At 69.7% G+C, this 11,718-nt stretch carries 11 protein-coding genes; 8 read left to right on the top strand and 3 right to left on the bottom strand.

All coding sequences use genetic code 11. The features are described 5' to 3' along the window. Positions 1-462: 462 nt before the first annotated feature. From K2F54_RS07020 to K2F54_RS07050, 7 genes are all read left to right on the top strand, one after another. The gene (locus K2F54_RS07020) at positions 463-1,251 is read left to right on the top strand and encodes a DeoR/GlpR family DNA-binding transcription regulator (protein ID WP_220605133.1); all 789 of its coding nucleotides are present in this window, start codon (positions 463-465) and stop codon (positions 1,249-1,251) included. Beyond that, positions 1,248-2,219, top strand: a complete 972-nt coding sequence (locus K2F54_RS07025; RefSeq protein WP_220605134.1) for a 1-phosphofructokinase family hexose kinase — start codon at positions 1,248-1,250, stop codon at positions 2,217-2,219. The genes K2F54_RS07020 and K2F54_RS07025 overlap by 4 nt, the downstream gene beginning before the upstream one ends. Then, entirely contained in the window at positions 2,216-4,261 is a 2,046-nt protein-coding gene (locus K2F54_RS07030; RefSeq protein WP_220605135.1) for a PTS fructose transporter subunit IIABC, read from the top strand. Before K2F54_RS07025 ends, K2F54_RS07030 begins: the two co-directional genes overlap by 4 nt. A 42-nt stretch (positions 4,262-4,303) precedes the next feature. Further along, complete coding sequence (ptsP, locus tag K2F54_RS07035) at positions 4,304-5,989, top strand: phosphoenolpyruvate--protein phosphotransferase (protein ID WP_220605136.1); 1,686 nt, start codon at positions 4,304-4,306, stop codon at positions 5,987-5,989. Positions 5,990-6,096: 107 nt separating this feature from the next. Further along, a complete protein-coding gene (locus tag K2F54_RS07040; RefSeq protein WP_220605137.1) occupies positions 6,097-6,375 on the top strand; it encodes an HPr family phosphocarrier protein in 279 nt (92 codons plus the stop codon). Between the two features lie 192 nt (positions 6,376-6,567). Further along, positions 6,568-6,816 (top strand): hypothetical protein, encoded by a 249-nt coding sequence (locus K2F54_RS07045; protein WP_220605138.1) that lies wholly within the window; start codon positions 6,568-6,570, stop codon positions 6,814-6,816. A gap of 4 nt (positions 6,817-6,820) precedes the next feature. Next, complete coding sequence (locus K2F54_RS07050; protein ID WP_220605139.1) at positions 6,821-7,690, top strand: FHA domain-containing protein; 870 nt, start codon at positions 6,821-6,823, stop codon at positions 7,688-7,690. Position 7,691: 1 nt separating this feature from the next. Here the strand turns inward: K2F54_RS07050 and K2F54_RS07055 are convergent, their stop codons facing one another. Beyond that, the gene (locus tag K2F54_RS07055; protein WP_220605140.1) at positions 7,692-8,483 is read right to left on the bottom strand and encodes a tryptophan-rich sensory protein; all 792 of its coding nucleotides are present in this window, start codon (positions 8,481-8,483) and stop codon (positions 7,692-7,694) included. Then, positions 8,480-10,183, bottom strand: a complete 1,704-nt coding sequence (locus tag K2F54_RS07060) for a CYTH and CHAD domain-containing protein (RefSeq protein WP_220605141.1) — start codon at positions 10,181-10,183, stop codon at positions 8,480-8,482. The genes K2F54_RS07055 and K2F54_RS07060 overlap by 4 nt, the downstream gene beginning before the upstream one ends. 49 nt (positions 10,184-10,232) lie before the next feature. Here K2F54_RS07060 and K2F54_RS07065 point away from each other — a divergent pair, with 49 nt between their 5' ends. Next, the gene (locus tag K2F54_RS07065; RefSeq protein ID WP_220605142.1) at positions 10,233-10,742 is read left to right on the top strand and encodes a DUF2510 domain-containing protein; all 510 of its coding nucleotides are present in this window, start codon (positions 10,233-10,235) and stop codon (positions 10,740-10,742) included. Here the strand turns inward: K2F54_RS07065 and K2F54_RS07070 are convergent. Beyond that, complete coding sequence (locus K2F54_RS07070) at positions 10,726-11,502, bottom strand: HAD-IA family hydrolase (RefSeq protein ID WP_220605143.1); 777 nt, start codon at positions 11,500-11,502, stop codon at positions 10,726-10,728. The genes K2F54_RS07065 and K2F54_RS07070 overlap by 17 nt on opposite strands. Positions 11,503-11,718 lie beyond the last annotated feature (216 nt).

Below are 11,718 nucleotides of genomic sequence, written 5' to 3' on the forward strand. Positions count from 1 at the left end.
GGGCCCCGCCGCGCGCGGCGCTACCGCGGCGGCCGGCAGCGTTCGTTGAGGAGAAAAGCACAGTCGCAGCGCCTTGTAACCCTGCGAAGTTCCGAAACGAGGGGTGGGGAGCCACGACCTGGTGGCGCCTTTGCGGAGCGAGGGCCGCTCGCGCCCCGCCCGCCTGACCGTCACCGCTGCGAGTCGCCCCCGCGGCGGCCGGCGGCCGGCAGCGCTCGTTTAGGAGAAAAGCACAGTCGCAGGGCCGTCCAACCGTGCGAAGTTCCGAAATGAGTACGCAACCGCGCACAGACGAAGCGCGGGGGTGCCCCGGGAACGTGCGGCAGGCATCCAGAGATCTTTGTTTATCTGCGTTTCTGTTTGACAAACAAAAAGAAACGGGTCTAAAGTCAGGCCATACCAACTTCTGTGCCGGTTCCCCCGACCGGTGCACCCCAGAGTTCTCACTGTCGAGGAGGCCCGATGTTCGCCGAGGAACGTCAGTCGATGATCGCCGACATGGTGTCCGCCCAAAGCCGCGTGACCGTGAACGAACTGGCCATCCGCTTCGACATCACGCCGGAGACCGTACGCCGCGACCTGTCCGCGCTCGAACTGAGCCGGCACCTGCGCCGCGTGCACGGCGGTGCAGTGGCGATCGACCGGCTGAGCATGTCGGAGGCCAGCCTCGAGGAGCGCCAGACCCAGCGCCACGACGAGAAGGCCCGCATCGCCGATGCCGCCCTGGCCATGATCCCCGCGAGCACCACCGGGTCGATCATCCTCGACTCCGGCACCACCACCGAGCTGCTCGCCGACCGCCTGCTCGAGTGGACGCCCGCCAACGCCGGCGACCAGCTGCTGGTGATCACCAATGCCCTCCCCATCGCGTACAAGCTCGCCGGCAACGAGGCCATCTCCCTGCAGATCCTCGGCGGCCGGGTGCGCGGCCTCACCCGGGCCATCGTGGGCACCCGCACCACCCAGATGCTCGACGCCATGCGCCCCGACATCGCCTTCGTCGGCGCCAACGGCGTGGCCGCCGACTTCGGCTTCAGCACCCCCGACTCGGTTGAGGCCGCGGTGAAGACCGCCATCGTGCGTTCGGCCCGCCGCGTCGTCGCCCTCGCCGACTCCTCCAAGCTCGACCAGGAAACCCTGGTCAGGTTCGCTGCTCTGAGCGACATCGACGCGCTCATCACCGATGCTCCCCCTTCCGCTGAACTTGCCGCAGCCCTGGCCGCGGCGGATGTCGAGGTCGTAATCGCATGATCGTCACACTCACCCCCAACCCGAGCCTCGACCGCACCATCGCGCTCGCCGGCCCGCTCGCCCGCGGCGACGTGCAGCGCGCGGTCGACGCCCACCAGGAACCGGGGGGCAAGGGTGTCAACATCTGCCGCGCCCTCGAGGCCTCCGGCATCGAGAGCCTGGCGATCCTGCCCGGCGACTCTGACGACCCGGTGCTGCTCGCGCTGACCGCGCAGGGCATCCCGCACCTGGGCCTGCCCATCGGCGCCACCCTGCGCAGCAACATCGCCATCACCGAACCCGACGGCACCACCACCAAGGTGAACGAGCCTGGGCCGGCGCTGACCCCTGACCAGCAGGCCGCCCTGGTGGAACTCGTGCTGGACAAGGCCGACGGCGCCGGCTGGCTCGTCCTGGCCGGATCCCTCCCGCCCGGAGTGCCAGACACCTTCTACGCCGACCTCACCCGCGCGCTCAAGGTCCGCTTCGGCACCAATGCCCCCAAGGTCGCGATCGACTCCTCCGGCGCTCCCCTGGCCGCGGCCATCGCCGCCGGCCCCGACCTGCTCAAGCCCAATGCCGACGAGCTCGCCGAGCTCACCGGCATCTCCGACCCGGACAGCCTCGAGGCCGACCCGCACCTGGCCGCACGGGCCAGCCAGACCCTGATCACCGCGGGAGTCGGCGCCGTGCTGGCCACCCTCGGCTCCAAGGGCGCCCTGCTGGTCACCGCCAACGGCTACTGGCTCGCCACCCGTCCCCCGATCGTCGCGGTCTCCACCGTCGGCGCCGGAGATTCTTCGCTGGCAGGTTTCCTGCTGAGCGACCTGGCCGGAGCATCCGCCCCGGACTGCCTGCGTCAGGCCGTCGCCCACGGCGCCGCTGCCGCATCCCTGCCCGGCTCAACAGTGCCGGCCGTCAACCAAACCGAACCCAGCGCCGTCACAGTGACGGCATTTGCTACACATCCAAAGGAGGATGACCAGTGAGTGCACTGATTACCCCAGAGCTCGTCGCTTTGGACAAGAACCTCGGTGCCGCGCCGTCGACCGTGATCCGGCACCTCGCCGAACTCGTCGTCGGAGCCGGCCGGGCCACCGAGATCGAGGGCCTCTACGCCGACGCCCTCGCACGTGAGGCGAAGACGTCCACCGGCATCCCCGGTGGCCTCGCCATCCCGCACTGCCGCTCGAGCGCGGTGACCGAGCCCACGCTGGCCGTCGCCCGTCTGTCCCAGCCGGTCGACTTCGGCTCGGCGGATGGCCCCGCCGACCTGGTCTTCATGATCGCCGCCCCCGAAGGCGCCGACCAGGACCACCTCAAGATCCTGTCGAAGCTGGCCCGTTCGCTCATGAAGGCCGACTTCACCTCGGCCCTGCGCGCCGCGAAGACCCCCGAGGAGATCGTGACCCTGGTCACCGATATCGTCGCACCGGTCACCGCCACCGCTGCAGCAGCGGGAGCGCACTCCGCCACCAGCGCACCGGCCGCCACGGCCGCGCCGACCGGAGCCGGCACCACCGGAGCCGCCACCGCCGGCGCCCGTCGCCTCGTCGCCGTCACCGCGTGCCCCACCGGCATCGCGCACACCTACATGGCAGCGGATGCGCTCGTCGCGGCCGCCAAGGAGATGGGCATCGACCTGCAGGTCGAGACCCAGGGTTCCGCCGGAGCGACCCCGCTGGCCGCCTCGGTGATCGACTCCGCCGACGCCGTCATCTTCGCCGTTGACGTGGACGTGCGCGACAAGGGCCGTTTCGGCGGCAAGCCCGTCGTGCAGTCCCCCGTCAAGCGCGCCATCGACGAACCGAAGAAGATGATCCAGGAGGCTCTCGCCGCCGTGGACAACCCGAACGCCCGCCGCGTCAGCGGTGGCGGCGCCGCATCCGACTCTGTCGCGGAGAACGAGCACTTGGGCCAGAAGGTCAAGCGGGCACTGCTCACCGGTGTCAGCTACATGATCCCGTTCGTCGCCGGCGGAGGCCTGCTCATCGCCCTGGGCTTCCTGCTCGGTGGCTACGACATCACCGGCGTCGCCGATGACGTGGTGCTGCAGAACAGCCTGTGGAACCTGCCCGAGGGCGGCCTGGCCATCTACCTGGGCGCGGTCTTCTTCAAGATCGGTGCCCTGTCGATGGGCTTCCTCGTTCCGGCCCTGGCCGGTTACATCGCCTACGGCATCGCCGACCGCCCCGGCATCGCTCCCGGCTTCGTCGCCGGTGCGGTCTCCGGCTTCATGGGTGCCGGCTTCCTCGGCGGCATCGTCGGTGGCCTGCTCGCCGGTATCGCGGCGGCCTGGATCGGCTCGTTCGACGTGCCGCGTTGGCTGCGTAGCCTGATGCCCGTTGTGATCATCCCGCTGCTGGCCTCGATCTTCGCCTCCGGCCTGATGTTCCTGGTGCTCGGCGGACCGATCGCCTGGCTCACCGTCGCCCTGAACGACTGGCTCAGCGGCATGACCGGCGCGTCGGTTGTCATCCTCGGCCTGATCCTCGGCCTCATGATGGCGTTCGACCTCGGCGGCCCGGTCAACAAGGTGGCCTACTCCTTCGCCGTCGCCGGCCTGGGTGCCGCAACGCTGGCCAACCAGGCGCCGTGGCAGATCATGGCTGCGGTCATGGCCGCCGGCATGGTGCCGCCGCTCGCGATGGCCCTGGCCACCGTGCTGGACCGCAAGCTGTTCAGCCCGGTCGAACGCGACAACGGCAAGGCGGCCTGGCTGCTCGGTGCCTCGTTCATCTCCGAGGGCGCGATCCCGTTCGCCGCGGCAGACCCGCTGCGCGTGATCCCGGCCAGCATGCTCGGCGCGGCCACCACCGGTGCGCTGACCATGGCCTGGGGCGTCACGTCGAAGGCGCCGCACGGCGGAATCTTCGTGTTCTTCGCCATCGAGAACGTGCTGGGCTTCATCCTGGCCATCGTTATCGGCACCGTTATCTCGGCGCTAGCAGTAATCCTGCTCAAGCGCTACGTCCGCAAGACCCCGAGTGCGGAGTCTATGCAGCAGAACAACACCCTGGTGACCGCCTAACATTAGTGGGCACCATTAACGCCGAAGAATAGAGGAAGTTCCGTGCAGAGTTTCACAGGAGTAGGGGTCAGCCCCGGTCGGATCGTAGGATCCGTTCGGCAGATGCCCAAAGCCGTGAGCGAGCCGCCAGCAGGAGAAAAGCTGGCCTCGTCGACGACGGCAGAGGATGCCGCCGTCACACTGCGCGCAGCCGCGAAGGCGGTGCAGGCCGAGCTCAAGCAGCGTTCGGTCAGCGCCACCGGCGCGGGTAAATCCGTTCTGGAGGCCACCGCACTGATGGCCGCGGACCCCATGCTCATCAAGGGTGCGGTGAAGCTGATCAACACCGGCGCATCCGCTGAGCGAGCGATCTGGGACTCCGCGGCCTCCGTGGCCGAGATGCTGCACAACCTCGGCGGTTACATGGCCGAGCGTTCCACCGATGTTCTCGACGTGCGCTCGCGCATCGTCGCCGAGCTGCGCGGGGTGCCCGCACCGGGCATCCCCGCCGCCGACGAGCCGTTCATCCTCGTCGCCGATGACCTCGCCCCCGCCGACACCGCCACGCTGAACCCGGCGCTCGTGCTGGCCCTGGTCACCTCTGGAGGCGGACCGCAGTCGCACACGGCGATCATCGCCCGCGCCCTTGGCCTGCCCGCCGTCGTCGCCGCCGCCGGCGTCGAAGACATCGCGGACGGCACCAGCGTGTTCGTGGACGGCGCAGCCGGCAGCATCAGCGTCGACCCCGACGCCGACCAGGTCGCCGCCGCCGAGGCGTGGGCAACCACCGCCGCCACCCTCTCGGTGTTCTCAGGCGAGGGCAGCACCGCAGACGGCCACCTCGTGCCGCTGCTCGCCAACGTCGGCGGCGCCGCGGATGCCGTCAAGGCCGCCGCAGCCGGCGCCCAGGGTGTCGGCCTGCTGCGCACCGAGTTCTGCTTCCTCGACCGCGACGAAGAGCCCACCCTCGACGAGCAGGTCACGGCCTACAAGGGCGTGTTCGACGCGTTCCCCGGCAAGAAGGTCGTCGTGCGCACCCTCGACGCCGGCGCCGACAAGCCCCTCCCCTTCCTCACCGACGCGTCGGAGCCGAACCCGGCCCTGGGCGTGCGCGGTTACCGCACCGACTTCACCTCCCCCGGCGTGCTCACCCGCCAGCTGGCCGCCATCGCGACCGCGGCAGAGGGCACAGAGGCGGATGTCTGGGTCATGGCCCCGATGATCTCCACCGCCGAAGAGGCCGCCGACTTCGCCGCCATGTGCCGTGAGGCCGGGCTGAAGACCCCCGGCGTCATGGTCGAGGTTCCCTCCGCGGCCCTGACCAGCGAGACCATCCTGGGCTCGGTGGACTTCGCCAGCCTGGGCACCAATGACCTCACCCAGTACGCCATGGCCGCCGACCGCCAGCTCGGCCCGCTCGCCGCGCTGAACACGCCGTGGCAGCCCGCCGTTCTGCGCCTGATCCAGCTCACCGTTGCCGGATCCGTCGCCGAGGGCAACAACAAGCCCGTCGGAGTCTGCGGCGAAGCCGCGGCCGACCCGGCCCTGGCCGTGGTGCTCGTCGGCCTGGGTGTGAACACCCTGTCCATGACCGCACGGGCCCTCTCGGCCGTCGCGGCCGTGCTGGCCACGGTGCCCCTGGCAGAGGCCCAGCGTCTCGCCGCGGTGGCCCTGGCCGCCCCGAGCGCCACCGAGGCGCGCGACCGCGTGCGCGCCGAACTGCCCGTTCTCGAAGAGATGGGCCTCTAGGCTCCGCTTCTCACCCCGCACGACCACCGCACGATGTGCGCCGCCACACGGCGCGCGCACATCGCGCGGGCAATACAGTTGTAATCCGCACAGTTTCAGGAGGAACCATGTCAGAACGTACCGCCACCATCGCCAGCCGTGTCGGCCTGCACGCCCGCCCCGCGGCGATCTTCGCCGAGGCCGTCGGCGCGCTGCCGATCGAGGTCACCATTGCCCTCGAGGGCGACCCGGCCGAAGACGCCATGGACGCGTCGAGCATCCTGTCGCTCATGAGCCTCGGTGCCGCCAACGGCCAGGTCGTCGTGCTGCGTGCAGAGGGCGATGGAGCGGACGAGGCTCTCGCGGGCCTGGTCAAGATTCTCGAGACCGACCTCGACGCCGAATAGTCAGCGCCACTCAGAACTAAAAAGGGTCAGCTCGCTCGTGTAGGGCGAGCGAGCTGATCTGGGCACGACAGTACTACCCCCTGCAATTCGCGCAAGGCCCTCCTTCGCAAGCCTCAGGTGATCCTCAGTTAGATGCCCCACAGCACGGCTATGGTGGCGACTATCCCCTCAATGGCGAGCGTTAGGAGCATCATGACCGACCCGAATTCCCCGGCTGCGGCGTCAGAAGCCCACAGCATCCAGGACTGGACCGACCTGGGCAAGGAGATGTGGTCGTACCTGACCGGCAAGAGCGCCGTGATCGACTACAGCTTCATCGACATGACCGTCGAGGTGCCTCGTGACATCGGGCCGGATGCGCCGCGCGCCACCTGGAAGCTCAACGGCACCGTTCGCGTGACCACCAGTGAAGCCGCCGCCGGTTCGTCCAACTCCGAGTAGTCCCGTGGCCGACACCACGACGCACCTCGACATCGATCTGCGGTTCTCGCTCGACGAGCCCGACGATGCCGGCTCGGCCCCGTTGACCGGGTCCGTGCACGCCGACGGCCTCGATATCGAGGTGTTCCTCAGCAACCCGGAGCGGTTCCTGCACCACCACCTCACCTCTCTGGCCGCCGTGCGCACCGTCGCCGCCGGCTTCGCCGAGCACTCCCTGGTCGTGTCCCTCTTCGGACCAGACGGCCTGATCGCCCGCATCGGGGCCGTGCAGGCGCCCGTGGCCCAGCGCATGGTGACAAGATCGCCGCACCTGATGCTCGGCAATGCCGCCGCGGTGACGGCACTACTCCGTCGCTGGCGGCAGGGCCCGCAGGAGCGGCTGGTAACACTGCCCCCGTCGACCCCGTTCCCCCTGGTGCCCACCGTGTCGCGCCGGATCAAACGCAGGGTGACGACCACGCACTACACGCCGGGAGCCGGGCGGGCCCGCCTGATCTTCGTGGTGGGATCGGAGAACTGGGACGGCCGGCCGCCACGGGAGTTCGACCTGCTGCCCGGGATCACCCGGATAGGCAGCGCGCCGTACGCCGACCTGCAGCTGGAGGGCCTGGACGACCTGCACGCGGAGATCCGGCACGATGACAACGACGAGTACGTGCTCCACGCGCGCGGCGTGGTGGGCGGCGGATCGAGCACGGCGAGTCCTGAGCAGGGCCTGATCCTGCGCACCGGCGCCCGGATCGAGATGGGACCCTGGCGGATGGGCTACTTCCGCGAGGAGTACGCCGACCACGGCCGCCCGTACGGCGGACGGCTCGGTGGTGAACTGTCGGTGCAGAAGCCGCAACCGGGTCGACGGTCACGCCGGGGCTGAGTCAGGCGCTCAGGCGCCGCGGCGCCCGGATGCGCACCACCACGGTGACGGCGATCACCACGACCACCGCGACGATGGCGGTGATCGCGGTGGGGGTGGAGAGCAGGTCACCGGTGAGTCGGCCGACCGCCACCCAGGCCAGGCCCCAGCAGAGCGCGAGGGTGGGGGTGAGCCGGCCCCGGCCGACGACGGCGAGGATCACGCCGACGAGGCCCGCCACGGCGATGATCAGCACACCCCAGGCATCCGCGGCCAGACCGAACCCGTCGAAGCCGAACGCGACCAGGGCGGCCGTGATGTTGGCTGCGGTGGCCACGCACACCCAGCCGAGGTAGAGCCCCGTGGTGCCGTCCACCAGTACCGTCTCCACCAGCGAGCGTGGTCGGGTGTTCAGGATGATGAGGAAGGCCCAGACCAGTACGCCGAGGAGCAGCACGATCACCGGCACGCTGAGCCAGAGCAGGTCGAATTGCACGCTGAGGATCCAGGCGGCGTTCAGCAGCAGCGACGCCGCGATCGGGTAGCCGAGCCGGCGCTGCCGCTGATCGGTTTTCTGTTTCGGGAGGAACTGCCAGATGGCGTACAGCACGAGGCCCGCGTAGATGGGCGTCCAGATGGCGAAGGCCGGGCCGCCAGGGGCGATCGGCGTGGCGTCGGCCGCCAGCGCTCCCCCGGAGGCGTTCTGGATGGGAGTGCCGCCGGCGGCGCCCGAGCCGATGAATGATCCGACCAGGGCGAGCATCGCACTGAGCAGCACGATGCTCTGGCGAAGCAGGTCACGGGATGCGGTCATGAGGCGCGAACCATCCGCTTGAGGGTGTGCACGACGTGGTCGGCCTTGCCGAGCACTGCGGCCGCGGTGTCCCCCGGCCGCTCGGCGCGGGCCACGAGCAGCCCGTAGACCAGGGTGTTCTCGCCGCTCTCGTGGGCCGCTTGGGCGGCGCTGTCGAGCTGTTCGATGTAGAGCAGGGTGTCGTGCCGGTCACCGAGCATCTTCACGACCGGCTTGGCCGCTCGCGCGATGCGCGCGTACTTCCGCCGGTGCGTGTCGAACCGTGCAGCGGCCTCGGCCCGCTTTCTGGCCGCCTTCTTGGCGGCCTTCTTACGCGCCTTCTTGCCCGACTTCTCGCCGGTCTTCTGTGGGGCGGCGGGCGTTTCCGGTTCACCGGATACCGGCTGGGCCACGGCGACGGCCGCGGCGGCGTACCGCAGGCGGCGTGCGGCCTTGCGCACCTCGTGCAGTGCCGGCTCGGAGGCATCCGTTTCGGCTGCGGCGGCAGCCCGGTGTTCGAGGGTGCCGACGGCCTTGGTGAGCGCGCGGGTGATCTGGCGAGCCGCCGGGCGGTCGGCCGCGGGAGTGAGCGGCGGCCAGGCCGCGAACTCCTCGAGCGAGTCGAGCAGCCGGTAGTACCGGGGCGTCAGCAGGAGTTCACGCGCCGAGGCGACACCCGCGGCGTGGTCTCGTCTGGCCCCACCGACGAGCCGGGTTCGTGCGTCCTCGGTGGGATACTCGGTGACGCCGGCGAGCTCCTCGGCCAACCGGGCTTCGCGCACCTCGGCGTCGCGGGCGTGGCCCAGCCCGACGCCCAGGTGCTTGAGTTCGCGGCGGAGGTCCTTGACGACTGCCGGGTCGAACAGGCCGGCGTAGACCGCGAGGACGCTGCGCAGCCGGCGCACCGTGGTGCGCATCGTGTGGATCGCGTCCGGGGCATCCGCCCGGGCCAGGGGGTCGTCGGCGAGGAGGGTGGCGGTGAGGTCACGGAGGGCGGCGACGACGATCGCGCCGACGGAGCCCGGGTCCTGCAGCGCGGGAGCGGGAAGCAGCCCCGGCTGCACCTCGGTGCCGTCGAGTTCGGTGAGCGAATCCACGCCGACGGCGCGGGCGATCTTCGCCACGCTTGTGGAGGGTGCGGCCCCGGCGGCGAGCAGGACCTTTTCGACGGCGTCGAGCAGTGCGACGCGTTTCTTGCGGCTGTCCGGGGCGCCGTCCAGGAGTTCGACCTCCCACTCCCGCCACTTGCGATAGGTGCCGCCCCGCACATCGGATGCGGAGACGACGTCGTCGGCGATCTCGGCGAGGGCCTGCCCTGCGGTGTCGGTGAGCTGCACGGTGGTGCGCACGGTGTTCACCCGGGCCAGCGGGGTGAGGGGACGGTCGCGCACGATGGCACGCACCGGCTCGAGCACCTCGTCGGGGATCTGCTCTGGGTGGTCTGAGCCGGCCACGTCGAGTGGCCAGTGCACCTCGGTGCGCCCCTCGGCGGCGGGCTTCTTGAGATGCCAGCCGGCGTCGCCGCCGCCCTCACGCCGGCGCAGCACGATCCGTTGCTTCGCCAGCGCATTGTCGGCGGTGTCGTAGTAGACGGCCGTGAGGATGAACGGTTCCTGCGCTGGTTGAGCCGAGACGCCGTCGATTCCCGTCAGCGTGGGAACGGGGGTGAGACCCTCGACGTCGTACTTGCGCTCGATCTCGGTTTGCTCTCGCCCTGTCATGTGTCCTGTCTACTACGTTGGCTGAAGGTAATGAAATGAGGGGCAGGTCATGACCGAAGCACAACCAGCACTCGGCGAACCCCGTTGGCACGCTGATCCGGAGGGCGGAGCCGGTCTGCGCTGGTGGGACGGCACGCAGTGGACATCGGCGGTGATGGGCCCTGAGGACCTCGCGGCGCCGGCTCAGCCCCGCCTGCCGGAGGGGACGCCGGTGTACACCGTGCCGCTCTGGGCGATCGTGGTGCTGCCCGTGCTGTCGACGGTGGTACTGCTGCAGACCCAGGACTCCGCAACGCTGTTGCGCAGCGCGTTGAGCCTCCTGCTCTTCGGCGTGGCGATCGCTCTGGCCTACGCCGACTATCGGGCCCTACTGGCGGCCGGCTACCGGCGGCCGTTCCACTGGGGCTGGGCGTTCCTGTCGGCGGGGGTCTACGTTGTGGGCCGGTCGGTCATCGTGCGGCGCCGCATCGGGCGGGGCCTCACGCCCGTCTGGGTCTGGGCAGCGGTCACAGTGCTCGGGCTCGCGACGGGCGTGTGGGTGCTTACGACTCCGGGCTGATCGAGAACACCACGCCGTGATCGTGCAGCTCGATCCGAAGACGGTCCAGGCTGGTCACGACGAGGTCAGCGTCGAGTTCGTCGGCGGTGTGGGTGCCGACGACGCCGATTGTGGCGCATCCGGCCGCGCGGCCAGCGGCCAGACCGGCGGGAGCGTCTTCGATCACGATGCACTGGCGGGCATCGAGGCCGAGGCGGTCGGCCGCCTCGAGGAACGGGTCGGGAGCCGGCTTGCCCTTGACCGTGTCTTCCACGGTGACCACCGTGGCCGGCGCGACGAATCCGGCCGAGGCGAGGCGGGCCCGGCACAGGAGGCTGGGGCACGAGGTGACGATGGCCCGGCGTCCCTCTGGGATGCTGTTCATCAGCTCGGCGGCGCCCGGCAGGATGCTGATGTCGTCGGTGTCGCTGAGCTCGAGTTCGTTGACCCGGGCGAAAGACGAGTCAACCAGTTCGGGCGCGACCAGGTCCGCGATCATCTCGCGGCCGGGGCGTCCGTGCTGAACGCCGGAGAAGAGGGCGCCGAAGCCCATCTCGTCAGCCCACTGCTGCCAGGACCGGTTCACGGCCTTGGTCGAGTCGACCAGCGTGCCGTCCATGTCGAAGAGCACACCCTGAAAGACGCGACCGAGAACCGAGTGCGCCGCTTCTTCGGCGACGGGCTCGGGAACCGCCTGCAGGATGGCCAGAAGATCGGCCTCGATATCGGCGCCGGCCATCCTGTCAGCGATGGTGCCAGCCGTGTTGTCGGGTGTCGTCATGGGGGAATCCTTTTTCCGAAGCACCTTCGTGTTCACTGTCATGCCTCTCTTCCGACCCTAACGAAGCGCTCATGACGGAGGGTAATCGCGGATGCTCGCCGGCCGGCCACGTGTTTGGCATCTCACAACTGTTACCCGTCGGGCGATGTCAAGCTGAGTGGAGTCACTTGGGTTAGATATTGACGGTTTCTTTGGGGATGTTGATGCCGACTGTGC

It is taken from the genome of Cryobacterium inferilacus (assembly GCF_019599185.1).
Classification (GTDB): domain Bacteria; phylum Actinomycetota; class Actinomycetes; order Actinomycetales; family Microbacteriaceae; genus Cryobacterium; species Cryobacterium inferilacus.

Coding starts and splice junctions, on each gene's coding strand:
- K2F54_RS07020 (WP_220605133.1), top strand. CDS start 463: ATGTTCGCCGAGGAACGTCAGTCGATGATCGCCGACATGGTGTCCGCC.
- K2F54_RS07025 (WP_220605134.1), top strand. CDS start 1,248: ATGATCGTCACACTCACCCCCAACCCGAGCCTCGACCGCACCATCGCG.
- K2F54_RS07040 (WP_220605137.1), top strand. CDS start 6,097: ATGTCAGAACGTACCGCCACCATCGCCAGCCGTGTCGGCCTGCACGCC.
- K2F54_RS07045 (WP_220605138.1), top strand. CDS start 6,568: ATGACCGACCCGAATTCCCCGGCTGCGGCGTCAGAAGCCCACAGCATC.
- K2F54_RS07055 (WP_220605140.1), bottom strand. CDS start 8,483: ATGACCGCATCCCGTGACCTGCTTCGCCAGAGCATCGTGCTGCTCAGT.
- K2F54_RS07060 (WP_220605141.1), bottom strand. CDS start 10,183: ATGACAGGGCGAGAGCAAACCGAGATCGAGCGCAAGTACGACGTCGAG.
- K2F54_RS07065 (WP_220605142.1), top strand. CDS start 10,233: ATGACCGAAGCACAACCAGCACTCGGCGAACCCCGTTGGCACGCTGAT.
- K2F54_RS07070 (WP_220605143.1), bottom strand. CDS start 11,502: ATGACGACACCCGACAACACGGCTGGCACCATCGCTGACAGGATGGCC.